A 25662-nucleotide genomic window follows, 5' to 3' on the forward strand; every position below is an offset into this window, starting at 1 on the left:
CGCTAGCCTGTTGTTGTGCTTAAATAAATCCATAGCTTAATAATGGCAACGCATTGCCGGATATAGCATAACCGCGCTATTTACTTGCTTTAACCCCGCTGATTATCATCGCTTTCAATCCGTTATTCATTCCACGGCCTGCTGAGTTTTTCAGTGCAGGCTTACACTTCGCTGTGCAGTAAAAGTGAAATCAGCTATGACGCAAAACAGTGACGAGATTATTAACCGCGCAGCGGTATTAAACAGCGATGAAGAAGCCATCGCCGCCGCACGCCATTTGGCCGGGCAGGCGAAAGGCGGCGCAGTCGAGCGCGACCAGCAGCGCATTTACCCCATCGCGCTGCTCAACCAGTTCAGCGCGTTGGGACTTGGCAGCATCAGCGTGCCGCGCGAATTGGGTGGTGCGGGTTTGTCTTACCAGACCATGGCCGAAGTGTTTCGTCTGATCTCCGCCAGCGATCCGTCGCTGGGGCAAATCCCGCAAAACCACTTTGGTCTGATCCAGTTCATCCTTGGCGAAGGTTCTGCCGCGCAACAGCAGCGGCTGCTGAGCGCGGTGGTGCAGGGCAAACGTCTGGGCAACGGCGGACCCCCCCGGAGAAAAACACCAAACATACGCAAGACGTACAGGCGCAACTAGTGACAACGTCACACGGCGTGCAGCTCACCGGCGAGAAGTTCTACTCTACCGGCGCGCTGTTCGCCGACATTCTGGTCACCACCGCGATGCACGATCAGCAGCCGAAAATGGCCTTTATTCCGCTGCCGACGCCGGGCGTGGAAATTGTGGATGACTGGTCCGGTATTGGCCAGCGCACTACCGCCAGCGGCACGGTGAAGTTGCATCAGGTTGTGGTTGATCCCGAGTTATTGATGTCGTTGCCTCCCGCTGAAAAACCGACGCTGCGCGGCGCAGTTTCTCAGCTGATTCAGGCGGCGATTGATGCGGGCATTGCGCAAGGCGCGCTGGATGAGGCGCTGGAGTTTGTGCGCAGCAGCTCGCGACCTTGGGTGGATGCCAATGTCAGCCGCAATGCTGACGATCCCTACATCCTCGCCGACGTGGGCCGCATCAGCACTGAACTGAGCGCCGCCAACGCGCTGCTGGCTCGTGCTGCCCGGATACTCGATAGCATCGATCAACAAGCGCTGACGGCTGAAAACTGCGCACGCGCATCGATTGCGGTAGCGGAAGCCAAAGTGCTGACCACCGAAGTGGCGCTGCGTGCCAGTGAGAAGCTGCTGGAATGGGGCGGCAGTCGCGGCACCTTGCTGCGCCACGGTCTCGATCGTCACTGGCGCAATGCGCGTACCCACACGTTGCACGATCCGGTGCGCTGGAAAACTCATGCCATCGGCAACTATTACCTCAATGATGCGCTGCCTGCGCGTCATGCGTGGATTTAAGGAGCAACCATGACGCAGGTATCGCCTAAACAGCGCGCGACGCGCATTGAGAATGCCCAGCAGGCGTTGCAGGTCGCGCAGGAGCTGGCGGAATGTTTTCGTGCCGGTTCTGCCCAGCGCGACCGCGAACGTGAACTGCCGCACACCGAATTACAGCAGCTGTTTCAATCCGGGCTCGGTGCCATCACCGTACCGCGTGACTTTGGCGGCATTGAGATTTCTACCGCCGAACTGGCAGAGATTTTCGTGCTTTTGAGCGCCGCCGACGGTTCGATTGGTCAGGTGCCGCAGAACCATTTTTACGCGCTGGAAGTGCTGCGCATCAACGGCAGCGAGGCGCAGAAACAGCGGCTCTATGCTGAAGTGGTGGCAGGCGTGCATCACGGCAACGCGCTGGCGGAATTCACTTCGCCCGCCGCGCATCAGCGTTCTACGGCAGTTTCGCAGCAGGCGGAAGGATTGCGCCTCAACGGCAATAAGTTTTACTGCACCGGCGCGCTGTATGCCGATCGCATTCCGACGCTGGCGATTGCCGATGATGGCAAAGAGCAGCTGGTGTTTGTGCCGCGTCATCAGCATGGCGTCAACGTGATTGATGACTGGAGCGGCTTCGGTCAGCGCACCACCGGCAGCGGCAGCGTGCAGTTCCGCGACGTAGCCATTGCGCCGGAAGATGTGGTGCCGTTCCAGACGGCTTTTGAGCGTCCGAGCACCGTTGGGCCCTTTGCGCAGATTATGCATGCGGCTATCGATCAGGGCATCGCGCGGGCGGCGTTTGACGACATGCTCGATTTCCTGCGTCAGCGCGCGCGGCCGTGGCAGGACAGCGGCGTCGACCGTGCGAGCGACGATCCGCTGACGCTTGATCGCACCGGTCGTCTGGCCGCACGTTTAGGCGCCGGCGATGCTTTGCTGGCGATTGCGGGTGATGCGGTTGACGTGGCGCAGCGCGATCCCAGCGCCGAAAACGTGGCGCTGGCGTCGGTAGACGTCGCCAAAGCCCGCGCCTGGACCACGGAGGTGTCGCTGGAGGCCAGCAATCTGCTGTTTGAACTCGGCGGATCGCGTTCCAGCCTGCGTGAGCACAACTTCGACCGTCACTGGCGTAATGCTCGCACCCACACCTTGCACGATCCGGTGCGCTGGAAATATCCGGCCATCGGCAACTACCTGCTGAATGGCGTGTTGGCCGCCGCGTCGGGGGACGATATGAGTCAAAAACAGATTCTGCTCAACGCCTTCAATATGAACTGCGTTGGGCACATTCATCACGGTATGTGGACGCATCCACAGGATCGTTCGGTGGATTTCAACTCACTGGATTACTGGCTGGATCTGGCGCGCTTGCTGGAGCGCGGGCTGTTTGATGGGCTGTTTATCGCCGATATTCTCGGCGTGTATGACGTCTATCAGCAAGGCATTGGCCTGACCGCCAAAGAGTCGATTCAGCTGCCGGTGAACGATCCGCTGATGCTGATTTCCGGCATGGCCAGCGTAACGCAGCATCTGGGTTTTGGCGTCACCGCCAACCTGAGTTATGAAGCGCCATATCCGTTCGCGCGCCGCCTTTCTACGCTCGATCATCTGACCAAAGGGCGCCTCGGCTGGAACATCGTCACCGGTTATCTCGATAGCGCCGCGCGTGCCATGGGCCAGCAACAGCTGCTGGCGCACGATCGCCGCTACGATCAGGCCGATGAGTTTCTCGATGTCACCTACAAGCTGTGGGAAGGCAGCTGGCAGGATGATGCGCTGGTGCAGGATAAAGCCAATCGTCGCTACGCCGATGCCAATAAAATCCGCCAAATCAATCATCAGGGCGAGTTCTATCAGGTGCAGGGTTATCACCTGAGCAGCCCGTCGCCGCAGCGCACGCCGCTGCTGTTTCAGGCCGGTTCCTCGGCGCGCGGCGTGCAGTTCGCCGGACGTCACGCCGAGTGCAGCTTTGTGAATGCCGCATCACCGGCAGCGATGCGCGAGCAATCGACGCGCTTGCGCCAGGCGGCGGTGCAGGCCGTACGCCATCCTGACGATCTGCGCATCTTTATGGGCGTTAGCGTGATTGTCGCGCCTACCGAACGTGAAGCGCAGGAGAAGCATCAAAGCTACCTCGCCTACGCCAGCCCGGAAGCCGGCATCGCGCACTTCTCCAGTTCGATTGGCCTCGATCTGGCGGCATTCGAACTCGATGAGCCGATTCAGACCGGCGACACGCGCGCCATAGAATCGGTGAGCAAAGCCTTCAGCGGCTGGACGCGGCGTCGTTTGCTGGAGCAGCACGCGATGGGCAGCCGCTATCCGTTGATCGTTGGCAATCCGAGCCAGGTCGCGGATGCGCTGATTAAGTGGATCGATGAAGGCGATATCGATGGCTTTAACCTGACGCGCATCCTTAATCCGCAGAGCTACCGCGATTTTATCGATCTGGTGGTGCCGGAATTACAGCAGCGCGGCCGCTTCAAGACCGCGTATCAGCCCGGTTCATTGCGGCAGAAAATTTTTCAACAGCAGGACCGCTTGCCCGATCGCCATCCGGCGGCGCGCTGGCGCGACGGCGTTAACCTTCGTTAATTTAACCTCAGGGATCTGATATGAACATTGCACGTCATTTTGCGCTGGCTGCCAGCGTCGCACTGCTGGCGTTTAGCGCCGTCGCCGCCGAAAACTACAGCGGGCCGCTGAAAGTCGGTACTACAGCAGCCTTTGCGCCGCCGCTGGAAACCGCGGTGGCTGAGGCGAAAAAACAGGGTTTGAACGTTGAGCTGGTGGAGTTCACCGACTGGACCGCGCCGAACGTCAGCGTGGAAAACGGCGATATCGATGTAAACCTGTTCCAGCACAAACCGTTCCTGGAAAACGCCAATCAGCAGGGCGGATTCCATCTGGTGCCGTACGCGCCGGCGATCATTAACAACATCGGCCTCTATTCGAAAAAACATACCGCGATTGACCAGATCCCCGATGGCGGCACGGTGGCGATTGCCAACGATCCGATCAACGGCGCGCGCGGCCTGCTGCTGCTGCAAAAAGCCAGGCTGATTAGCTTAAAACCGGGCGCGGGCCTCAAATCTACCGTGGATGACATTGTCAGTAATCCTAAGCATCTGAAGATTATCGAAGTGGAAGCGGTGCAGCTGTCGCGTTCGCTGGATGAAGTCGATTTAGCGCAGGGTTATCCGCACTATCTGCGCCTGTCGAAGACCATCGATCCGAACAACGCGCTGCTGTTCGATGGCCTGGAACATCCGGAATACGTAATTCAGTTCGTGATCCGCGACGGTCATCAGAACGATCCGCGCCTGGCGAAGTTCGTTGATATCTACCAGCATTCGCCGGTGGTGCGCGCCAAGCTGGATGACTTTTACGGCAAGCTGTATCAGCCGGGCTGGAGCCAGTAAGCATGGTGAGCGTGACGCTACCCGGCGAGCGCGATGCGTTGCTGTCACCGACGGCCGAGACGGCAGGGAAAATCCACGTGCAGATTCGTGGCTTGAGTAAACGCTATCCCGGCCAAACTCAGGATGCGCTGAAAGAGGTCGATCTGCAGGTTAAGCGCGGCGAGATTTTCGGCATCATTGGCCGTAGCGGGGCCGGTAAATCGACGCTGATCCGCTGCCTTAATCGGCTGGAAAAGCCTACTCGCGGTCAGGTGGTGATTGACGGGATTGACCTAAGCACGCTGAGCGATCGTCAGCTGGTGGATTGGCGACGCGGTACCGGCATGATTTTCCAGCACTTCAATTTGCTGTCGGCGAAAACGGTGCGCGAAAACATCGAGCTGCCGATGAAAGTGGCGGGCGTGCCTGCGGCGGAGCGGCGGCGCAAAGTGGATGAACTGCTGGCGCTGGTGGGCCTTGAGCAGCGCCAGCACGCGTGGCCAGCGCAATTGTCCGGCGGGCAGAAGCAGCGTGTTGGCATTGCGCGCGCGCTGGTGCACGATCCCGAATTGCTGCTGTGTGATGAAGCCACCTCGGGACTCGATCCGGAAACCACGCGCTCGATTCTGGCGCTGCTGAAGAAGATCAATCAACAGCGTCACATCACCATTGTGCTGATTACCCATGAAATGGACGTGGTGCACGATCTCTGTCATCAGGTGGCGGTAATCGATCAGGGCGAAATCATTGAGCGTGGGCCGGTGTGGCAGGTGTATAGCAATCCGCAGCAAGAGACCACGCGACAGCTGCTCAATCCGCAGTTCAGCGCGCTGCCGGAAGTGATTCAACCGCTGCTGACGCCGACGCGCGAGCGTGGCGATTCGCGTCTGCTGGTGCGGTTGCGCTACACCGGACAGGGCGCACAGCCGGATTTGGCGGCGCTAAGCGCACGGGTTGGCGGGGAACTGACGTTAATGTATAGCGCGGTGGAGTGGGTGGACAGCAAACCCACCGGGCAAATGTTGCTGCTGCTTGATGCGCAGCATGACGCTGACGCCGCGCGGACGCGTTTAACCCCGATTGCGGATCAACTGGAGATACCGGGTTATGTCACTGGCTATTGATCGTTTATGGGTTGGGCTGCTGGATACGCTGCTGATGGTGGGCGTGTCGTCGCTGCTGGCGCTGGCGCTGGGTTTGCCGATGGCGGTGATTCTGGTGGTAACCGGACGCGGCGATCTGTTTCCCAGCCCGCTGCTGAATCGCGTGCTGGGCTGGGTGGTGAACCTGTTCCGCTCGATCCCGTTTTTGATTCTGATGGTGGCGCTGATTCCCTTTACCCGCTGGATCGTCGGCACCACCTACGGCGTGTGGGCGGCGGTGGTGCCGCTGACGCTGGCGGCGACGCCGTTCTTTGCGCGTATCGCCGAAGTGAGCCTGCGCGAAGTGGATAAAGGGCTGACCGAAGCGGCGCAGGCGATGGGTTTTCATCGCTGGCATATTATCTGGCATGTCTTATTGCCCGAAGCGTGGCCCGGCATTGTGAGCGGCTTTACCATTACGCTGGTGACGATGATTAACGCCTCGGCGATGGCCGGCGCGATTGGTGCGGGCGGCTTGGGCGATTTGGCGTATCGTTATGGTTATCAACGCTTTGATATGCAGGTGATGCTGACGGTGATTGTGGTGCTGGTGGCGCTGGTGACGGTCCTGCAGTTTTTTGGCGACAGGTTGTCGCGCCGGTTGAATCACCGTTGATATTAAGAAAAGCGCAATAAATTGCGCCGCTACGGTATGTACAGGTTGGTAGCGGCGCGATTCATCGCGCGCTTTTGACCTTATGTTTCTATCTGATCTGTAATTCTTCTAACGCCGCCAGTAGCGCATCCACTTTAGGTAGCAGCTGCTTGCGGCGCGGCCAAATCAGCGTCAAGGCCAGGCCGTCCGGCTGCTGCTCGGGCAGAATGATCTCCAGCTCGCCGCGCGCCAGCGGTTCACGCACCAGCCACGATGGCATCTGCGCTACGCCTAATCCGGCACACAGCGCCTGCATCTGCGCATCCACATCACCCAGCGCCATGCGGTGCGGCAGGTTGCGCCAGTGCGGATAGCCATCTTCCGTAGTAAACAGCCACGGTTTGGTGCTGCCATCGACGCGTTCATACATGATCGCCTGATGCTGCAACAATTCGGCTTCACTGGAGGGCCGCCCAACGCGCGCCAGATAATCGGGTGATGCGCAAAACACCATGCGTTCGCGGCCCATCTGACGACAGCCAAGCGAGGCGGGTAGATCCGGCGATCCACCAATGCGCACTGCAACATCAATCCCTTCATCAAACAGATCGATAAAGCGATCCGAAAAAGTCAGATTAAGCTCCACATCCGGATGCTGGCGGCAAAACGGTATCAGCAGCGGCATCACACCGAGGCGTCCATAGGTGTTCGGCACCGCTAAACGCAAGCGCCCGGAAGGAATGGTGCGCTGCGCCGCTAGCACCGCTTCGGCCTCTGCCAGCTCCTCCATAATGCGCAAACAGGTTTGGTAGTAGGCGTTACCGGCGTCGGTGAGTTTCAGGCTGCGGGTGGTGCGCTCCAGCAGCCGCGAACCAAGGCGGGTTTCCAGCCGCGTCACGCTTTTGCTTACCGCTGAACCGGTGAGATGCAGGCGCTCAGCGGCGGCGGCAAAGCTGCCGCTCTCGACGCTGGCAACAAACGGAACGATATCTTTCAGGCGCTGATCGTGCATGGATTCGTGAACTCAGGTTGTGAATGCTGTGAATTAATGCCAGAGATGGGAATTAAATTCTCTATTAAACTCATCATTACTGAAACTGAGGAGAATTGAAATGCAAAAGCAGGCATTGATTGTAGGCATCAGCGGTGTGATTGGACGTGCGCTGGCGGAAAAATTGCAGCGCGAAGGTTGGCAGGTCAGCGGTTTATCGCGCGGACGTGGCGCAGTGCCGGAAGGTTGCCGCAGCCTGACCGCTGATCTGACGGATGCTGATGCGGTGCGTGCTGCACTGGCAGAAGAGCAGCCGGATGCGCTGTTCTTTAGCGTCTGGTCGCGCCAGGAAAATGAGAAAGAGAATATCCGCGTCAATGGCGGCATGGTGCGTAACGTTATTGAAGCGCTGGGCGAGCGTCTGAAGGGATCGCATGTGGCGCTGGTGACCGGCCTGAAGCATTACCTCGGCCCGTTCGAAGCCTACGGTAAAGGCGCTGTGCCGGTGACGCCATTCCGCGAAGAGCAGGGACGCCAGCCGGTCGATAACTTCTATTACGCGCAGGAAGACGAGGTGTTTGCCGGTGCGGACAAATATGGCTATCGCTGGAGCGTACATCGTCCGCACTCGATTGTGGGCTTTGCGCTGGGTAACGCGATGAATATGGGCCAGACGCTGGCGGTGTATGCCACGCTGTGCCGCGAGCAAGGTTTGCCGTTTATCTTCCCGGGTTCGCCAGAGCAGTGGAACGGTGTGTCCGACGTGACCGACGCGGGTTTGCTGGCAGAACAGCTGCTGTGGGCCGCAACTGCGGCAGAAGCGGCCAATCAGGATTTCAACGCGGTGAACGGCGATGTGTTCCGCTGGAACTGGTTGTGGCCACGTCTGGCGGCTTACTTTGGCGTGGAAGCGGCGGAGTATCCGGCGCAGATGATGCCACTGGAAGGACGCATGCAGGATGCGGCTGAAACGTGGCGCGAGGTGGCGGCACGTTATCAATTGCGTGAAGCGGACATCACTAAACTGGCATCATGGTGGCATACCGACGCGGATTTGGGACGCCCAATGGAAGCGTTTACCGACATGAGCAAGAGCCGCAAAGCGGGCTTCACAGGTTATCGTTCAACGCTGGATTCATTTACACAGTTATTTGATCGACTGAAAGCGGAGAAAGTGATTCCGCAGTAAATTTTGATTGAAAAGGGCGGCTCCTAGGAGCCGCTTTTGCATCATTAAAATATAGCGACTCAATATCCGCTTTATTGTCAGGCAACCTGATCGGCAATTTAATTTATTGAAAATAATGCCCCAGCATAAGCCAGGTTTTTAAGCTTATACTGAGGCAAAATGGAAACTTACTTTTTCTTATAAACGATGGCGGTACCATGTATTTTGTTATTGGTATTCGCGGAGGTTACGACAAAGATATCGCCGCCTTTTTCTTCAGCCAATTTAGACAGTTCCTCTCTGGCGCTGGCGGGATCCGTTTCACCTGAGGTGGAAATGTTCCCTACCTCTACATATTGATCTTTTACCTTTTCAAACTCAACTTTGCTCATCAGGTCTGCGGCGAGTGAGCTGAAAGATACCGAGCTTGCTAATAATACGAAAATTAACTTTTTCATACGTATCCTTGGATGAGGTAATTGATGAGAATGTAATTATATTGCTATTATTCTATAGTTTAGAAATAGCGTATTTACAATGTGAGTGAGCCGCTTTTTAATCTTTTTCGCGGAAATATCACACCAACGAATTAACTTAACCATTGCACTCTTTCACTCGACTCACTTCAATGTCACCCAACGTTTCCCCACCAGCACCGTCATCGCCACAATGGTCGCTATCGCCGCCAGATGCATGACAAAATCCAGCGGATGCAGATGCACCGGATGGCAAAATGCCAGCAGCGTGACCGCCATGCAGGAGACGCCCAAACCGGCCATTGCCAGGCTGCGCACCGGATGCAATGCGCGGGTGCGGCGTAGGCTGGCGATCATCAGCACCATCATCGGTGTGCTGACCACCAGCAGAAAGGTAAAGCAGCGCGCGCTGTCATTGTCATGTTCGATTGGCACTTCACCGGGAATCTGGCTGATGCTCATGCCGAGCCACAGCAGGCCAATCGGCAGCAGCGCTTTCCAGCTGATACTGCGGCGTCCGGCGATGCTCATGTTGAAGGCGCTGCGGATTGCCAGCGTGCCGAGTACAAAGGCCAGCACCAGCTGCAGGATGGCCTGCAGTGCGCCCGGCTGCGCCCAGTCTGTGACACTGCGCTGCACCAGGAAGCTGGCGGCAATGCCGCATGGCAATGCCAGCAGTAGCCAGGTGATAACGCGCCAGCTAGTGGAGCGCGGCGGTTTAACCGGTCGCATCTCGCGCCCGAGTTTTTCAATTAACAGGTCATGATCGGTCATGATTGGCTCCAAAGCGGCGCAGATTGGTCAGCGCGCGATGCAGCAGCGATTTCACCGCGGCCACACTCAGATTGTTATGCGCGGCCGCTTCCGTCAGGCTCATTTCGCGCAGATGCACATGTTCGACAATTTCGCGCTGACGCGAAGGGAGCTGGCGCAGATATCCGGCCAGCTCTTCCTGCGAGTCCTGCTGCGGTGCGTCTGGCGCACTGGCGGCTTCCGGCACGATAGCGTTGTTAACTTCCCACTGCTGATGGCGGCCACGTCGCCGCAGCGCATCAATCGCGCGCGCCGAGATAATCGCCATCAGCCAGGGTAAAAAAGGGTAGGCAGGATCATAGGTGTGACGCACCCGATGCACCGTTAGCAGCACATCCTGAATCACATCTTCTACCAGTGCATCATCGGCGATCTGTTTGCGTGTTTGCGAACGAATCACCGGCACCAGCGCTTTCAGCAGTCGGGTATAGGCGAGCTGATCGCCCGCCTGCGCCTGTTCCATTAGCGTGGGCCAACCTTCACGCGCGCTATCGCTTGTTTGCATAATCCGCCTTGTTGTTCTTACGCCTTCTTGCTCGCCTGGTTGAGTGCGTTCACCACAATACTCGGTGTCAGCACCTGCGGCAGCACTTTGGGCGGTCCGCCGTCGGCAGGATAGACCAGATACATCGGTAATCCGCCCTGACCAAACTCACTCATGGTGTCATCCACGTCCGGGTTAAATTTAGTGGAATCTGCCACCATGTACAGCGTGCCGGTTTTGGCGATGGCCTCTTTCACCGCCTGGGTTGAGAGCGAGGTTTTCTCGTTCACCTGACAGGTGATGCACCAGGATGCGGTGAAATCGACAAAGATCGCTTTCCCGTGACCGCGCTGCGCTTCAACCGCCTGCGGCGTCCATTTGGCTTTGGTCACTTCCGCCGTCAACTGATCGCCCGCCAGGCCTGCACCGGGTTTGATCAGCGTTGGCAGCGGGGCGATCACCGCGATAATCAGCAGCGCCGTAACGGCAAACAGCACCTTGTGACTTTTACCGGCAAAGTGGCGATGTTGCGCCATGCCGTACAACCAGCCGGCGAAGGCTACCACCACGGAAGCGGCCAGCAAGGTGGCCAGCGCCGCGCTTCCCGCTTGCTGCGCCAGCACCCACACCAGCCAGGCATACGCGCCAAACATCGGGAACGCCAGACCGCGTTTCAATACATCCATCCATGCACCGGGACGCGGCAGAAATTTCGCCAGCGCCGGGAACAGTGAAACTAGCGTGAACGGTGCGGCGAAGCCGATGGCCAGCGCAAAGAAGATCACTAAGGCGACGGCAGGCGGCTGCACCAACGCATAACCAATGGCGCTCGCCATAAAGGGTGCGGCGCACGGCGTGGCGACGACGATTGCCAGCGCACCGGTCAACGCCGAACGCGTAAAGGCACCGCGACCAACATCAACCGAGCCGACGCGCTGCACGGATAAGCCCACTTCAAACACGCCGAGCAAATTGAGCGCGGCGGCGAGGATCACCAGCGACAGCAAGGCGATCACCAACGGCGATTGCAGCTGGAAACCCCAGCCGACCGCCGCACCACCGGCGCGTGCCGCCAGCAGGATGCCCGCCAGCGCCATCATGGTCACCACAACGCCGAGTAAAAAGCCCAAGCCTTCGCGACGCGCGCTGGCGGCGTTATCGGTATGGCGCAACAGGCCGAGCGCTTTCAGCGAGATCACCGGAAACACGCAGGGCATTAAGTTCAGAATGATGCCGCCGATGAAGGCGGCCAGCATGGCGGTTAACATCGCTGGCCTCTTTACTTAATGAGTTTGCGGGTGAGAAGCGTCGTACTGCTTAACGGCGGCAAGCGCTTTCTCGATATGTGTGTCCGGGTTTCTGTCAGTGTAACTCAGCAGAATATCGCCATCGGGCGCGATCACGTAAGAGGTGCGATCAGACAGGGTTTTGCCTTTCATCTGCATGGTGGTTTGATACTGCGCCGCCACTTTTGCACCCGGATCGGCGGCGACGGTGAATTTATCGCGGCACTCGAGTTTAGAGAAATCGCTGACCTGATCGGTATTGCCCGCGGTCACGCCAATTACCGTGGCACCCATTTTGCTGAAGCTGTCTGTGGCTTCAGCAAAATCGTGCGCTTCAATGGTACAGCCCGCGCTAAACGCCGCCGGGAAGAAATAGAGCACGACCGGGCCTTTCTGTAACGCTTTCTGCAGAGAGAAGGTCAACGGCTTACCGGCCAAGGCGCCCTGCAGTTCGAAGTTCGGCGCTTTCGCGCCCACCGGCAATGCGGCACCGGCGTTAAAGGCGGAAAGACCCAGCGCTGCTGTCATGGTCAGGGTACAAACGAGGGATTTGATGCGTTTCATTTTCTGCTCCTGCGATGTATGGGAGTTCCGATTTGTATGTCTCACTATTTCAGTTCGCTGGGGCAGGGAGGAAAGTTTCGGTGCTGGGAATAATAATTTAAAAAGGTGCAGTAATGCATTTGCATTGCACAATGCAAATGCATTACTGTGGGTCATCTTGGCGGATAGGCGGCTTTATAAGCGATGTTGCTTTGTGAGCGGCTGAGGAGGAAGAAGTGTTTAAATTTGATCTAGTGGATGTATCACTCCGTGCAGAGTCGAGGCTGACAGAACGGAGTCAAACAACTATTCCAGCGGCAATTCGCGATGCTCTACAGCTTAAACCGGGTGAAATTATCGAATATTCCCTGTTATCGGGCGGTAAAGTCATCATTTCTAAGCAAAATGATGAGCAGGATGATCCCGCTGTACTGCATTTTCTGACTTTTCTCGAACGAGATATGGTGAGTAATCCCCAGCATATTCACTCAGTTCCTGTCGAATTGTGGTCAGGTCTGGAAAATTTGGTCGCTGGAATTGATGTTGATTTAGATGCTCCGCTCACGGATGACTAAACTGCGGGAGAAAGGGTGTGGATTACATGGAAATCAACGGATGGAAATTTTATTTCCACGCTTGTTTTAGTGCTCAGGTAACGTCTTTAGCGCAGGAAGTGTTGCAGCTTAGAGTTGAAAAACCGCATGAATACCATAAAAAGAAACAGACGAAATTGCCGGCAGCAATTTATAAGGTCGTTACAGAAGTTATTGCGCGAGATCCGCTGAATCCTCAGTTTCGACAAGGGGGAACTTTAGGGGATGAAAATCGATATTGGTTTCGCGCGAAATTTTTGCAGCAGTTTCGATTGTTTTTCCGCTGTAGCGAACAGAGTAAAACCATCATTCTTGGCTGGGTGAATGATTTTGGCATATTACGCGCTTACGAAAGTAAGACTGATGCGTACAAAACATTTAAGAGGATGTTGGATGCCGGACATCCACCGAGTGATTGGGAACAGCTACTGCGTGAATCGACAGGCGAATCGGGTTTTCTTTTCCAGGCACCATTCTCATAATTTATCCCTTTAAGGAAATAAATTTGCTTAACTCCAGGTCGCCATGAATGGCGACTCTACACTGTAGGTTGGATCCCCTGACAAAACAGACTCAAAGTGTGCTGGACAATGATTTCACGCGAGTAAGCGGGATCGCTGGCAAAGCGGGTAAAGGGCACCAGCACCAGGCTGAGAATCGAAGTGATCAGCAGTTGTGGCTCCAGATGGGGGTTGAGTAATCCTTGCTGCTGCCAGCCTTCAATCAGTTTTTTCACTTCATCACGTTCACCGTGACCAAAGCGCTTTTTAATGTGCTGACCTAAACCGCCTTCACCTTGCATCACTTCCTGCATCCACAGCGGCGCGAACCAGTTGTGTGTGGTGACGATGTCCGCGACTTCACGGATAAAGGCGCTGAACGTGGTGACGGGATCGCGCGGGTCATCTATAAAGTGCGCCACCAGGCGCTGGCGTAACGGCAAAAAACGCTCCTCAACCACAATATCCAGCAGCGATTCGCGCGACTGAAAATAGTAATTCAGCATCGCTGGACTCACGCCCGCTTTGCGCGCAATCGCGTTGAGCGAGGTTTCGCCGATGCCGTTTTCGGCATACAGCGCTAAGGTGATGTCGAGCAGATATTCGCGCTGCTGCACGTTGATCGCGCCGCCGCGCGGACGGCCGGGACGGCGGGGTTTGACTGCGTTGACCATATCGTCAGCAGGGACTTTTCGTGCGGTCATCTTTACTCGCTCACTTAATTCATGCCAGACTGCGGGCAATATTAATTGTGTATTTAATTAATTTCAATTGGTGTCTGTTATGAAACCCCAAACACTCGCGCCGCAGTCGGGCAGCGGGCAGGAGAATCCTCCTTCTGTTCGCTTACTGATGAGCGCTTTATTACTGGTGATGCTGCTGGCGGCGCTGGATCAAACCATCGTCTCCACCGCGTTGCCGACTATCGTCGGCGAACTGGGTGGGCTCGATCGCCTGTCGTGGATCGTCACCGCTTATATGCTGGCTTCGACGATTGTGGTGCCGCTATACGGCAAATTCGGCGACCTGTTTGGTCGCAAATCGGTGCTGCAGATCTCGGTGATTCTATTCCTGATCGGCTCGGCGCTGTGCGGTCTGGCGCAAAATATGGAGCAGCTGATTTTCACTCGTGCGCTGCAAGGCTTAGGCGGCGGTGGTTTGATGGTGGTGAGCATGGCGGCGGTCGCCGATGTGATTCCCCCGCAAGAGCGCGGTAAATATCAGGGCCTGTTTGGCGGCGTTTTCGGTCTGGCAACGGTGATTGGGCCGCTACTGGGCGGTTTTATCGTACAGCACGCTTCATGGCGCTGGATTTTCTACATCAATTTGCCGCTAGGTTTGTTTGCGCTGGTGATCATCAACGCGGTGTTTAAGACCGACAACAAACGCAAGCCGCATGAGATTGACTATCCTGGCGCGGTGTTTCTCAGCCTGGCGCTGGTGGGTATCACGCTGTTTACCAGCGAAGGCGGCACGTTACGTGAATGGTCCGATCCGCTGCTGTGGTGCATTCTGGCGTTTGGTGTAATTGGTGTGCTCGGTTTTATTTATGAGGAGCGCCGCGCCTGGGAACCGATTATTCCGCTGTCACTGTTCCGCAATCGCAGCTTCTCGCTCGCCAGTTTGATGGCGTTTATCGTTGGCATGTCGCTGTTTGGCAGCGTGACGTTTTTACCGCTCTATCTGCAGGTGGTGAAGGGCTCGACGCCGACCGAAGCCGGTTTACAGCTGCTGCCGCTGATGGGCGGATTGCTGATCACTTCCATCGTCAGCGGACGCATTATTAGCCGTACCGGCAAATATCGCCTGTTCCCGATTGGCGGTACCTTGCTGGCGACTATCGGCATGGCGCTGCTGACCACGCTGACCATTGATGCGCCGCTGTGGCATATCTACCTGTTTGCCTGCGTGTTGGGGATGGGAATGGGCATGGTGATGCAGGTGCTGGTGCTGGCGGTACAGAACACCGTAACGCCCGATCGCATCGGTGTCGCTACCTCGTCGGTCACGTTGTTCCGCTCGGTTGGCGGTTCGATTGGCGTGGCGCTGTTTGGCGCGGTGTTTAGCCAGGTGCTGAAATCGGGTTTGACCACGCTGGTGGAGCAGGGCAAAGCATTGCCGCGTACGCTCGATCCTGATGCGGTGCACCGTTTGCCGCATGATGTGCAGCAAGCCTATTTGCAGGTGTTTGGCGATGCGGTGCATTCAGCCTTTCAAATGGCGGCGGGTGTGATGCTGCTGGCCTTTGTGCTGTCGCTGTTTCTGCCAGAATCACCGCTGCGCAAGAAAGACGCAGCGGCGTAACGCGGTTAAACCGCCGCGCGTTGTTGCAAGGTTTTTACCGCTTGTGCAGCGTCGCGGCCCAGTTCCGCCAAATCCACTCCGGCAATCACATCATCCTGCACCAGCAGTTTTCCGGCACAAATCAGCGCCTTTAAACTGGCGCGTCCGCCGCTGGCCACCGGGCCAATGGCGGGATCGTGCAAACCAAAATAGCGCGGATCGTCGAGCCGATAGATGGCCATATCGGCGGCCATGCCAGGTGCAAGGCGGCCGGTGTTTAAGCCCAAAACCTGCGCGCCACCGGATGTGCCCCAGCGCACCACATCTTCAATGCGGGCGGCGTCGCCACCGCCTTCAAAGGTTCCACCGGCATAACGCGGCTGCGCCAGCATGCCTTTGCGTGCGCGCTGGAGCTGCCAGGCGGCGTGGGCTTCGCTTTGCATATCCGCCGCTTCATTTGAGGCCGCGCCATCAACGCCAATCGAGATCTTCACGCCTGCGTGTTCCATTGCCACCAAATCGGCAATGCCGCTGCCGAGGCGCGCGTTACTTTGCGGGCAGTGCGCGATACCGCTGCCCGCCGCGCCCAGCATGGCGATCTCTTCCGGCAGCAGTTTCACCAGATGCGCAAACCACACGTCATCGCCAATCCAGTCGTGTTCGGCGCAAAACTGCAGCGGCGTCATACCGAACTTCGCGCGTGCGGCATCAAGATAATCAACGGTTTCCGACAGATGGCTGTGCAGGCGAATATCGAGCTGACGCGCCAGGCGCGCGCTCTCGCGCAGCTCCTGCGGCGTGGTGGAGTGCAGCGTGGTGGTCGGTGCCATCACGATGCGGCGCATCGCGCTATCCTGCGGTTGGTGATAGCGCGCCACCAGACGATCAACATCGGTCATCATGCTGTCAAAGCTTTCCGGGCGCAGTGCGGTGGGCAAGTCGCTCTCTAAGCCACGGCTTTGCGTCGCACCGCCGCGACACAGCACGAAGCGCACGCCTAGCTTGTCGGCTTCATCGAACAGGATTTCTGCGCCATCAAACGGCATATCAGGCCAGTAAAGATAGTGATGGTCAGCGATGGTGGTGCAGCCGGAACGCACCAGCTCGACCAGACCCACCCGCGCGGCGATGCGAAATGTCTGTTCGTCGAAGGCACCACGAAAGCGATACGGCGTCGCCGCCAGCCAGCCGCCCAGACTTAGATTCAGACCTTGGGGTTCGCCTTTCAGCAGCGATTGAAACAGATGATGATGCGTATTAACCCAGCCGGGATAAACCACGCAATCGCGGGCGTCGATCACGGTTTCATCGGCGACAGCATCGAGTTCACCCATCTCCACAATCAGGCCATCGCGCAGTCGAATATCGCGCGCGCTGCTGCGCGGTTGCTGTTTATCGCCGGTCAGGATCGCGGCGCAGTGTTGAATTAGCAATTGGCTCATGAGCACCTCACTCCGCTTTCGCCGCGACAAACTGCGTGCTAAACGCGCTCTGCCAGTCGGTGGACGCTTTGAGTAAACCGGCGTTGACCATAAAGTCACGCGTTGCCTGCCAGCGCTTATCCGTCATCACGCCTAGACCTTGCTGCGCGGCATCGCCGCCGTCAATCAGGTGCAGGGCTTTCATCTGTGATACGCCAAAGGCGAGAACCGCGTCAGTCATCTGCGGGTTCTCCTTTTTGATCAGCGCATTACCGGCAGCCGGATTGGCAAGGTAGGATTTCCAGCCTTCCATCGATGCCGCCACAAAACGCTTCAGGACATCCGGCTCTTTTTGCAGCAAATCGTCGCGCGTCACCAGAATGCCGCCGTATGCCGGATAGCCATAATCGGCAAACAGATAGAATTTGCTGTCCGGTTGCACCTCTTTAATTTGCTGCACTTCGGAGGTGGCGTAGGCCTGCTGCGCAGTGTTTTTGTCGGCGAGAAACGGTTGCATGTTGAAGGTGTAAGGGCGCGCCTGCCCATCCTGCAGCTGATATTTGCCTTTCAGCCACGGCCACCAGCTGGCTTGTCCGCTGGCAGAAACCAGCACGGTTTTACCTTTCAGCTGATCCAGCGACTTCACATCGCCGTGGGTGACAATGCCTTGCGGGTCAAACTGAAACGGCGCGGCGATGGCTTTGAGTGGAAAGTTGCGCTCAATGCCCTGCAGCACTTGCAGATCGTAGCTGACGATGACATCAGCACGATTCGCCAGCAGCAGCGTCATGTTATTCAGCTGTGGCCCGCCGGAGCGCACCTCAACATCCAGCCCATATTTTTTATAGATGCCGGTGGCGAGCGCCTGGTAATAACCGCCTTGTTCAGCCTGCGCGACCCAGGTGGTTTGCAATATCAGTTTGTCGGCGGCGTGCGACAGTGCAGAGCTGCTCAGCAGAGCAGCGAATAAGGAGAAACGGAAACGCGACATTGTCATATAACCCCCAATAAACGTTGAGTTTGTTGTCGTCATCAGGGGCGTAGCGGCGCATGGCGTGCTCACGATGCGTATGCGCATCGTCCCCTGACGAGGTACAGCTAATGCTGTAGAGCAATGTCCTGCGTGCATCTGTTGTCACGCTGACCGCTTATACTCAGTGGGGATTTAGCAAAGCGCATGCCATTCGTGCAACCCACTGAAAGTAATATAGTCGATATTGATGGTGCCGGGCTTTTGCTTCATTGACCGCTCATTGATGAGGCAAGTCAGCGCGTTTTGCACCGCCATTGTGCAGACCGGATGTGGCAGATTCCCTAACGTATTGATTTTAAGCGGCGCAGCGTGCTGGCACAGCCTTTGCTTGGCTGAAACTGAGTAGAAGCTGTCAACCGTGGTTTCACCCGGTGGGTCATTGCTCGATCGCCTGTGGTATTCAGCAGGCGCGGGGATGACTGCCACGCTGCGGGCGGGTCATCCGTTATCGCTCAATAACGAGGTGCACCAATGGAAAAGACCACTTATGACATGCATGAACTGGCGAAAGAATCGCGTATGGGCGCGCGCGGCGTAGAAGCTGCACGTGATGTGCGTATCATCGATCTCTCCGATTTCGACCAACGTAAAGCCGAAATAGCCGATCAGCTGTGGCAAGCCGCCACCGAGATTGGGTTTTTCCAGGTTTCCGGCCACGGTATTCCACTCGACGACATCAATGCGGCTTTTGCTAACGCAGAGCGCTTTTTCTCGCTGCCGCAAAGTGACAAAGCGCGTCATCCACTCAGCCGCAATGCCGGCTGGGAATACCGCGCGCAAATCCGTCCATCTACCGGTAAACCGGACCAAAAAGAGTCGTACCAGGTGACGCGTCCGCGCATGGCAGGCTTGTGGCCGGATGAGGCCACCTTGTCGGGTTTTCAGCATGATGTACTGAAGTTCGAGCGTCAGTGCTGGGAAGTGGGGATGCGCTTGCTCTCCTGTTTTGCCCTGAAGTTGGGATTCCCCGACGATTTCTTCGCCAAAGCGCATGAGCCTTCGCGCGAAACCTACCAAAGCACGCTGCGGATGCTGCACTACTTTGCCATCAGCGGCGAGCCAGATGGTCCGTGGCGCGCCGGGGCACACACCGATTTCGATTGTCTGACCTTGCTGTTCCAGCGTGATGGGCAGGGTGGTTTGCAGGTGTGTCCGGGCAAAGAGATGGAAGAGCAAATCTGGACGCCGATCCCGCCGCTGGAAGGCTTAATTACCTGTAATATCGGCGATATGTTGATGCGCTGGAGTGATGACAAGTTACCGTCGAACTTCCATCGCGTAAGCAATCCGCTGCTTGGTGAATCGGTGCCGGCACGCTACAGCCTGGCGTTTTTCTGCCAGGCGAATGAAGATGTGATTATTGAAGGACCGGAGAAAAAATACCCGCCTATTTCCGCGAAGGATTATCTGGCGCAGCGTATTAGCGCCAATTTCTCCGGCAAGTATTAAACTTACAGCTGTAAGCCGAAATTGATGTCGTTCTGTGCAGGAGCGCAAATATTCTCCTGCACAGAAAAAGCCCAGCGTGGAAAATAGATTTTTAACTCAAATACAAGATGTTACCGTTGCGTAAACTTAGGTAAAATCAACCGACAAATAAAAGATTTCACTGCGCGCCTATTTATTTCTGCAACTTTTTTACGGTATAAATCTCTGACCACTGTCTCCCTCAGCGAAATCACCAACACATGATCAATTCTGCCGCCAGCAAAGTTATCGCCTGCCTGTTTGTTTTCACTCTGGCAGGTTGTTCTTCGAAGTCTTCGCATGCGCCTGCTGAGGAAAGCGTTGATACCTCGGCAGACAACGGCAAACAGCCCGATTTAATCCCGGTGATTGCCGCGCTGCACGATCAAATGCATTCGTGGGAAGGGACCAAATATCAGTGGGGCGGCACACAATTAACCGGCGTCGATTGCTCGGGATTTGTCTGGCGCACGCTGAAAGATCGTTTCAATATTCCGATGGATCGCGTCACCACCAAAGAGTTAATTGCCATGGGCAAACCGGTGGATCAGGCGCATTTGCAACCCGGTGATTTAGTGTTCTTCCGCATTAAACGTGAGCTGCACGTCGGCTTTTATGACACCGATCATCAATTCCTGCACGCGTCGGTGAGTCAGGGCGTGATGCGCTCTTCGCTAAATAATCCGTACTGGAAATCGGTTTATTTAGAGGCGCGCCGCTTGCCGAAAGAACAGAATTCGCAGATTAGTTTCAATTATAAAAACAAGGTTTGATGAGAGGCGCGCATAAATGCGCACCTTTAGCCTTTATTTAAAATTGATACGAAACGCTCATCGAAACACTGCGCGGTGCGCCATAAACGTAGCTGTTCATGTAGCTGTAATATTCGCGATCAAACAGGTTATCGACGTTCGCCTGCACCGCCACCTGCTTACTCACCTGATAGCGCGCAAACAGCGAAGCCAGCGGAATACTGCCCTGATAAACACGCACGCTATCGCCGCTGGCATTGGTGGTATCTTCAAACACGCGGTTCTGCCAGTTGATGCCGCCGCCAACCGTGAGATCCGGCAACATCGGCAGCTGATAACGGGTAAACAGCTTAAAGGAAGTCTGCGGCTGATAGCTGTTGAAACGTCCCTCTTTATCCCGCGCCACGTAGCGTGTGGCACCGAACGTCAGCTGCAGATTATCCGTTAGCGCGCCATTCAGCTCAAACTCCGCACCTTTACTGACCGCACCTTTGGCGGGCGCATAAGCCTGTTCGTTGCCGCTCAGGTAGACGCCATTAATCGCCTGACCCACGTTGTCCTGCTCAATACGGAATACCGCCACCGTCGCCGTTAATCGACCATCATACCAGGCGGACTTCAGACCGGTTTCATAGCTTTTGCCGGTTACCGGCGACAGGTATTTACCGTTGATGTCACGATCGGTTTGCGGCAGGAAGATCGAGGTATAGCTGCCGTACGCCGACCAGGTATCGTTGATGTCGTACACCAAACCAGCGTACGGCGTGGTGTTATTGTTCGTCATATCACCGCTGCTGCCGTTGGTGCTCCACTGCGTGTAACGCGCCCCAATAATCAGCGACAGCGGATCGGCCAGCGAGAAGCGCGCGGCGGTATAAGCCGATTTCTGGCGAATGATATCGTCGGCATTCTGATACCAACCTTGCCACTGCGGCTCGGCAATGTTGCCGTTCCAGCTGTTATTGAAAATGCCCATATCGTTTGAGGCGATGTTGTAGTTTTCCAGATCGGTAACGCCATCCTGGCTGTAAGTGGCGTTGTGCTGGCGGCTGTAGCTCACGCCCGCCATTAACTGATGCTGACGACCTAACAGCTCAAACGGACCGCTGGCGTAGCCGTCGAACGAATCCATCTGACGTTTACCGCGATCCATGCTGCCATAGCCGGTGGTGCCTTCGCCGCTGTCCTGATCGGCGCTGCCCATCACATACAGCAGTTTATCGTTGAAGGTGTTCTCGGCGTGCGTGCCGTTGACGTGGATGTTCCAGCCGTTATCGAAGTTATGATCGATGTCGGCGAATATTTTGCGCGAATTAGTGTTGTAGCGCGCCCAGTTGGCGGCGGAGTTGAGGCTGCGATCGTAATGCGTGGTGGCGTTGTTGCTGTAGAACATCGGCAAGCCGCCCCACGTTGGATTGCCGGTGTTGGCATCTTCGTAGTTGTAGCCCAGCGACAGCGTGGTGTGCTCAGTGATGTCGGCATCAATCACGCCGTAGAGGAATTTTTTGGTTTTGTGGTAGCGATCAAGCCAGCTGTCTTCATCGCTGTAACCGGTTACCACGCGTCCGCGCAGGCTGCCATCCTGGTTTAGCGGTGCTGAGAGATCCGCAACATAACGCTGTTTGTTCCAGCTACCGTAGCTGGCGCTGACCGCACCGGTAAAGGTTTTGCTGTCGGCGTGTTTGCGTACCATGTTGATCGACGCTGACGGGCTGCCCGCGCCGGTCATCAATCCGGTGGCGCCGCGTACGATCTCAATACGCTCGTAAATGGCGGTATCAGAAGCGGCATCACCGTAGTTCCAGGCGTCATCAACTGAGGTCGGGATGCCATCGAACGAGAAGTTGGTGACTTTGAAGCCGCGCGAATAGTATTCCGAGCGCTCGCTGTCGATCAGATTGGTCGAGATGCCGGTGGCGTTGGTCAGCACATCGTTCACCGATTGCAGGTTCTGATCCTGCATGCGCTGTTGCGTTACCACGCTCATCGACTGCGGTACATCGCGTGGCGTCAGCAACAGCTTAGTGCCCGCTCGCGTGGTTTTTACCGCGTAATCCTGCTTTTCATTGTTATCGCTGTCGCCTCTTGCGGATGCATCGACCACCAAATCCTGCTGCGAATCGCTTGCTGCCTGCGCCAGGCTTGGCGTAAGTAGGGCATGAATCGTCACCGCCAGCAGTGAGACGTTAAAGGTTTTCCTGATGCCAGACATAAAATTTCCTGTTGAAACGCGTGTTATAGGAAGCTGTTTTGCTTCGTTTTTTATCGTTTACGTCGTAACTCATTCGCCCAAATGGGCAGAAGAGCAGGTACGCAAACCGCCACTGCGTATTTATTGAGAAAGCCAATGATAATCATTTGCTTTAAAGAATCTGCGGAAGGTTGCAACTGTAATTGTAATAATGTGTAAGTAAGTTATGAATCAGCGGTTTACGGGTGAAAATAACCTGTTAATTGCTCACGTTACCCTATTTTTTCAGGCGATATTTGGACGTTTTTAGTAAAGAAAGGTGTGCGGCATGCTGGAATCGATCTACGGCAACGTAAGGAAGATCGTCGAGAAAGTTGCTAAGTTCATGCTAATGCGTATGATTCTCATTCTTCTTGAGTTTTCCGTATGCGTACGCGCGTAACGGAGCCGTTCATCCATTGATGGAGTTGAGCATGAAATCGTTATTTAGCCCGCGCAAAGCCGCCGTAGCGGCAGCGATCGTCGCTGCATTCAGCCTGACCGCTTGCCAGGCTCCGGCGAAAAAAGCCGAAGCGCCAGCCGCCGTTGCCAAGCCAGTTGATACTTCTTTTACCCAGCGCACGCTGGGCGATGGCCTGTATGAAATGGCGTATTCGCCTGCTGCGAAAGCGTTATACGTTGCCAGCGCGCAGAGCTTTAAAGACGTTAACGGTGGTGTAATTTATCGTCTCGACCCAACCACACTGGAAACCAAAGGCGTTACGCATACCGATTTGAAAAACTTTGGTACTGCAATCGATGAAGCGGGCAACGTGTTCTACACCACCAACTCGCTGGATGGCGCTATCTCTAAAGTGGATGCGCAGAGCGGCAAAGTGCTGGAACGTTTAGTCTTCCCAGGTAAGAAAGATAAAGAAGGTTATCCGGCGGGCGCGCGTGAAGTGCTGTGGCACGGCAACGAGCTGTATGTCGGTCGCGTAGCCGATCCGGGTTACATCTCGGTGGTTGATGAGAAAACCTTCAAGCTGAAAGCCACCATCAAGAATGCAGGCAAATGGGTAACCGGCATCATCTATTCCCCGCTGACTGAGCGCATTTACGCGACCAACGGCGCGGGCGAAATTCTGGTGATCAATCCACGCACCCACAAAATTGAGAAGCGCTGGACCGCCGGCGACGGTAAAGACTATCTGTTCCTGAACATGGCGGAAGATCCGGCTACCGGCCGCCTGTTCGTAACCGATGATTCGAAAGGCAAAGCCACGCTGGTGTTTGATGAGCGCACTGGGAAAGTGATCAAGCGTATTGAAGGTGATGCGCTGGCGATTAAATTCAACGCTAAGCGTAATGAAATCTACATCAGCCAGCGCGAATCGAAGAAAGTGCTGCAGCTGGATGCCACCACTTACGCGGTGAAAAATAGCTGGTCGTTTGATAACAACCCAAACAGCCTGCTGATTGGCCCGGACAACAACACGCTGTATGTCACGTTGAAAGCGGAGTTCAACAAAGACTCCTCAACCAAAGGCCAGGATCAGATTGCGCGCATCGCGCTGAAATAATCCCCGACCTGTAGCGATAATCCATGCCCTCGTAAGAGGGCATTTTTGTTTCTGATGTCTTTGCCGCAGCAGGCCTAACCGCCGGTTGTGAAGTGTGGTATTCCGTGTGCGGCGGACTGTTTCCGCGCACCGCTAAAGCGCTTATGGATGTGGCAAAAGTCAAAAAGGTCATCACCGAGCTCGAGCTGGCATAGTGATAGTGAGTTGATTAACTGTGATCGCACTAATAGTTAATCTGATAATAGTTTCAATGGTTATCATTGTTTCTATCGAAGGCGCACAGCTTTCAAATCAAACAACCAAAGGAATACGACCATGAAAACTATCAAAACTCTGACTATCGCCGCTGCCGCCGCTCTTTCACTGATGTCTGCTGCCAGCTTCGCACAGACCGTTTCAGCAACCTCGCTGACTCTGGATGGTGCTGAAGCGAAAATCGCTGCGCAGGCAAAACAGAATGGTGAGCAGTACAAAATTTTAGAAGCGAGCAACGGCAACGTCGTACATATGACCGCAGAACTTTACAAATAACGGATGGTTGCATACGGATGTGCCAGAACAGGTCGCCTACGGGCGGCCTTTTTTGTCGATATAACGCAGTAACTGTACAGTTACGTAAGTTATCGTGATCGCACTAATGGTTAATATTGAAACGATAACCTAGGTTATTATTCTCATCGAAGGCACACAGCCTTCTCGTTAAACCACTAAGGATTATGACCATGAAAACTATCAAAACACTGTCTATCGCCGCTGTTGCTGCTCTTTCAATGATGTCTGCTGCTAGCTTTGCACAGAGTATATCTGTTGAGTCTTCTACTCTGGATGGTGCAGAAGCGAAAATCGCAGCGCAGGCGCAAGAGCAGGGCGCTCAGTATAAAATTACTGAAGCCAACACTAACAACCGCGTACACATGACTGCCGAGTTATACAAATAAGTTAATTGCACAAGCAGTTGTGTTAAGGCCGCCTTCGGGCGGCTTTGTTGTATCTGAATGTCCGTAAATGGCCTGCGCATGTCCCGCCGCACGCCCGGGCTGTGTGTATCATCAACGCAGTTCTCCCCTACACGGATATCGCATGAAAATCTACGTCAGCAAAAACTTCTCTCCCGCAAAAGCCTGGGATGCGTTAGACATCGCCAACTTCTTCGGCACCAGCGTGCGTCTGCACTGGACCAATCAACCTTACAAGTGGCACATCAATGATGGCGAGGAAGTGTTTGCGGTGCTGGATGGTGTGGTAGAGATGCATTACCGCGAAGCAGGTGAGGTGAAGAAAGTGCTGCTGAATAGCGGCGACATTTTTTACGCCAGCATCGGCACCGAGCATGTTGCGCACCCGCAAGGCGAAGCGCGCGTATTAGTGATCGAAAAAGAAGATTCGGTTTAACGCCTGATACTGACTCACCCAAACACGCTAACGCATCAAGTGTGTTAGCGTGTTTGAGATTCACAATCGTGCGAAAAATAACCGCCTGCGCGCATCGGGCGCGGTGTGGTGCGAGGCGAGTTTTATCCACAGGTTAACGGCGACTCTACGCACGGGGATTGTGGATAACCTTAGGCGAGGTGCCTA

25 protein-coding genes and 3 pseudogenes are annotated in these 25662 nt (G+C 55.6%); 17 read left to right on the top strand and 11 right to left on the bottom strand.

The genetic code is table 11. The annotated features are described in order from the left end of the window. The first annotated feature begins 196 nt into the window (after positions 1-196). The 6 genes and pseudogenes from Q3H59_RS22620 (at position 197) to Q3H59_RS22645 (ending at position 6542) form a co-directional block, all read left to right on the top strand. Positions 197-1407: pseudogene (locus Q3H59_RS22620) on the top strand (SfnB family sulfur acquisition oxidoreductase). A gap of 9 nt (positions 1408-1416) precedes the next feature. Next, a pseudogene (locus Q3H59_RS22625) lies at positions 1417-2620 on the top strand (SfnB family sulfur acquisition oxidoreductase). Then, positions 2617-3978, top strand: a complete 1362-nt coding sequence (locus Q3H59_RS22630) for an LLM class flavin-dependent oxidoreductase (RefSeq protein ID WP_309837406.1) — start codon at positions 2617-2619, stop codon at positions 3976-3978. The pseudogene Q3H59_RS22625 and the gene Q3H59_RS22630 overlap by 4 nt, the downstream one beginning before the upstream one ends. 20 nt (positions 3979-3998) lie before the next feature. Beyond that, positions 3999-4805 carry a MetQ/NlpA family ABC transporter substrate-binding protein gene (locus Q3H59_RS22635; RefSeq protein ID WP_110866772.1) on the top strand — a complete coding sequence of 269 codons (807 nt, stop codon included), beginning with the start codon at positions 3999-4001 and terminating at the stop codon, positions 4803-4805. Between the two features lie 2 nt (positions 4806-4807). Continuing rightward, positions 4808-5908 carry an ATP-binding cassette domain-containing protein gene (locus Q3H59_RS22640; RefSeq protein ID WP_309837409.1) on the top strand — a complete coding sequence of 367 codons (1101 nt, stop codon included), beginning with the start codon at positions 4808-4810 and terminating at the stop codon, positions 5906-5908. After that, on the top strand, positions 5892-6542 hold the full coding sequence (locus Q3H59_RS22645) for a methionine ABC transporter permease (RefSeq protein ID WP_309837411.1): 651 nt from the start codon (positions 5892-5894) through the stop codon (positions 6540-6542). The genes Q3H59_RS22640 and Q3H59_RS22645 overlap by 17 nt, the downstream gene beginning before the upstream one ends. 88 nt (positions 6543-6630) lie before the next feature. Here Q3H59_RS22645 and Q3H59_RS22650 read toward each other — a convergent pair whose 3' ends face one another. After that, on the bottom strand, positions 6631-7533 hold the full coding sequence (locus Q3H59_RS22650; protein ID WP_309837412.1) for a LysR family transcriptional regulator: 903 nt from the start codon (positions 7531-7533) through the stop codon (positions 6631-6633). Between the two features lie 100 nt (positions 7534-7633). Between Q3H59_RS22650 and Q3H59_RS22655 the strand changes: the two genes are divergently transcribed. Continuing rightward, on the top strand, positions 7634-8701 hold the full coding sequence (locus Q3H59_RS22655) for an SDR family oxidoreductase (RefSeq protein ID WP_309837414.1): 1068 nt from the start codon (positions 7634-7636) through the stop codon (positions 8699-8701). Positions 8702-8868: 167 nt separating this feature from the next. Here Q3H59_RS22655 and yahO read toward each other — a convergent pair whose 3' ends face one another. From yahO to Q3H59_RS22680, 5 genes are all read right to left on the bottom strand, one after another. Then, positions 8869-9138: a DUF1471 family periplasmic protein YahO gene (yahO, locus tag Q3H59_RS22660; RefSeq protein ID WP_101761698.1), complete on the bottom strand. Its 270-nt coding sequence runs from the start codon at positions 9136-9138 to the stop codon at positions 8869-8871. Between the two features lie 162 nt (positions 9139-9300). After that, complete coding sequence (locus Q3H59_RS22665) at positions 9301-9930, bottom strand: NrsF family protein (protein ID WP_277975064.1); 630 nt, start codon at positions 9928-9930, stop codon at positions 9301-9303. After that, positions 9917-10474 (bottom strand): sigma-70 family RNA polymerase sigma factor, encoded by a 558-nt coding sequence (locus tag Q3H59_RS22670; protein WP_309837421.1) that lies wholly within the window; start codon positions 10472-10474, stop codon positions 9917-9919. Before Q3H59_RS22670 ends, Q3H59_RS22665 begins: the two co-directional genes overlap by 14 nt. A 17-nt stretch (positions 10475-10491) precedes the next feature. Beyond that, positions 10492-11721 (bottom strand): protein-disulfide reductase DsbD, encoded by a 1230-nt coding sequence (locus Q3H59_RS22675; RefSeq protein WP_192413167.1) that lies wholly within the window; start codon positions 11719-11721, stop codon positions 10492-10494. Between the two features lie 15 nt (positions 11722-11736). After that, a complete protein-coding gene (locus tag Q3H59_RS22680; protein ID WP_101761694.1) occupies positions 11737-12303 on the bottom strand; it encodes a peroxiredoxin in 567 nt (188 codons plus the stop codon). A 215-nt stretch (positions 12304-12518) separates the two neighbouring features. Between Q3H59_RS22680 and Q3H59_RS22685 the strand changes: the two genes are divergently transcribed. Next, entirely contained in the window at positions 12519-12857 is a 339-nt protein-coding gene (locus Q3H59_RS22685) for a type II toxin-antitoxin system PrlF family antitoxin (protein WP_309837423.1), read from the top strand. Positions 12858-12874: 17 nt separating this feature from the next. Continuing rightward, on the top strand, positions 12875-13357 hold the full coding sequence (locus Q3H59_RS22690; protein WP_309837425.1) for a type II toxin-antitoxin system YhaV family toxin: 483 nt from the start codon (positions 12875-12877) through the stop codon (positions 13355-13357). 56 nt (positions 13358-13413) lie between these two features. Here Q3H59_RS22690 and Q3H59_RS22695 read toward each other — a convergent pair whose 3' ends face one another. After that, on the bottom strand, positions 13414-14079 hold the full coding sequence (locus Q3H59_RS22695; protein WP_309837427.1) for a TetR/AcrR family transcriptional regulator: 666 nt from the start codon (positions 14077-14079) through the stop codon (positions 13414-13416). Positions 14080-14158: 79 nt separating this feature from the next. On the opposite strand from Q3H59_RS22695, the gene Q3H59_RS22700 reads away from it, so the two are divergent. Then, positions 14159-15679 (top strand): MDR family MFS transporter, encoded by a 1521-nt coding sequence (locus Q3H59_RS22700; RefSeq protein ID WP_271460497.1) that lies wholly within the window; start codon positions 14159-14161, stop codon positions 15677-15679. A gap of 5 nt (positions 15680-15684) precedes the next feature. Here Q3H59_RS22700 and Q3H59_RS22705 read toward each other — a convergent pair whose 3' ends face one another. From Q3H59_RS22705 to Q3H59_RS22715, 3 genes are all read right to left on the bottom strand, one after another. After that, positions 15685-17100, bottom strand: coding sequence for an amidohydrolase family protein (locus tag Q3H59_RS22705; protein WP_309837433.1), 1416 nt, complete (start codon positions 17098-17100; stop codon positions 15685-15687). 7 nt (positions 17101-17107) lie between these two features. Further along, on the bottom strand, positions 17108-18076 hold the full coding sequence (locus tag Q3H59_RS22710) for an ABC transporter substrate-binding protein (protein WP_309837434.1): 969 nt from the start codon (positions 18074-18076) through the stop codon (positions 17108-17110). Positions 18077-18244: 168 nt separating this feature from the next. Beyond that, positions 18245-18538, bottom strand: coding sequence for a hypothetical protein (locus tag Q3H59_RS22715; RefSeq protein ID WP_309837436.1), 294 nt, complete (start codon positions 18536-18538; stop codon positions 18245-18247). 45 nt (positions 18539-18583) lie between these two features. Here Q3H59_RS22715 and Q3H59_RS22720 point away from each other — a divergent pair, with 45 nt between their 5' ends. Further along, positions 18584-19561 (top strand): 2OG-Fe(II) oxygenase family protein, encoded by a 978-nt coding sequence (locus Q3H59_RS22720; RefSeq protein ID WP_309837437.1) that lies wholly within the window; start codon positions 18584-18586, stop codon positions 19559-19561. A gap of 239 nt (positions 19562-19800) precedes the next feature. Then, positions 19801-20352, top strand: coding sequence for a C40 family peptidase (locus Q3H59_RS22725; protein ID WP_101761687.1), 552 nt, complete (start codon positions 19801-19803; stop codon positions 20350-20352). A gap of 37 nt (positions 20353-20389) precedes the next feature. On the opposite strand, the gene fhuE is transcribed toward Q3H59_RS22725, so the two are convergent. Then, complete coding sequence (gene fhuE / locus Q3H59_RS22730; protein ID WP_309837439.1) at positions 20390-22543, bottom strand: ferric-rhodotorulic acid/ferric-coprogen receptor FhuE; 2154 nt, start codon at positions 22541-22543, stop codon at positions 20390-20392. Between the two features lie 452 nt (positions 22544-22995). On the opposite strand from fhuE, the gene Q3H59_RS22735 reads away from it, so the two are divergent. The 5 genes and pseudogenes from Q3H59_RS22735 to Q3H59_RS22755 all read left to right on the top strand — a co-directional run bounded on the left by Q3H59_RS22735 (position 22996) and on the right by Q3H59_RS22755 (position 25476). After that, on the top strand, positions 22996-24084 hold the full coding sequence (locus Q3H59_RS22735) for a YncE family protein (protein WP_309837441.1): 1089 nt from the start codon (positions 22996-22998) through the stop codon (positions 24082-24084). Between the two features lie 53 nt (positions 24085-24137). Beyond that, positions 24138-24245, top strand: a pseudogene (locus tag Q3H59_RS22740) (dihydrodipicolinate synthase family protein); the annotation flags it as partial. Positions 24246-24399: 154 nt separating this feature from the next. Continuing rightward, complete coding sequence (locus Q3H59_RS22745; RefSeq protein WP_007890154.1) at positions 24400-24615, top strand: YdgH/BhsA/McbA-like domain containing protein; 216 nt, start codon at positions 24400-24402, stop codon at positions 24613-24615. Between the two features lie 191 nt (positions 24616-24806). Further along, a complete protein-coding gene (locus Q3H59_RS22750; protein WP_110866788.1) occupies positions 24807-25022 on the top strand; it encodes a YdgH/BhsA/McbA-like domain containing protein in 216 nt (71 codons plus the stop codon). Positions 25023-25164: 142 nt separating this feature from the next. Further along, positions 25165-25476, top strand: coding sequence for a cupin (locus Q3H59_RS22755; RefSeq protein ID WP_192413150.1), 312 nt, complete (start codon positions 25165-25167; stop codon positions 25474-25476). The last annotated feature ends 186 nt before the right edge of the window (positions 25477-25662 follow it).

This window comes from Pantoea sp. SORGH_AS_0659 (assembly GCF_031453915.1).
GTDB classification, from domain to species: Bacteria; Pseudomonadota; Gammaproteobacteria; order Enterobacterales; family Enterobacteriaceae; genus Pantoea; species Pantoea leporis.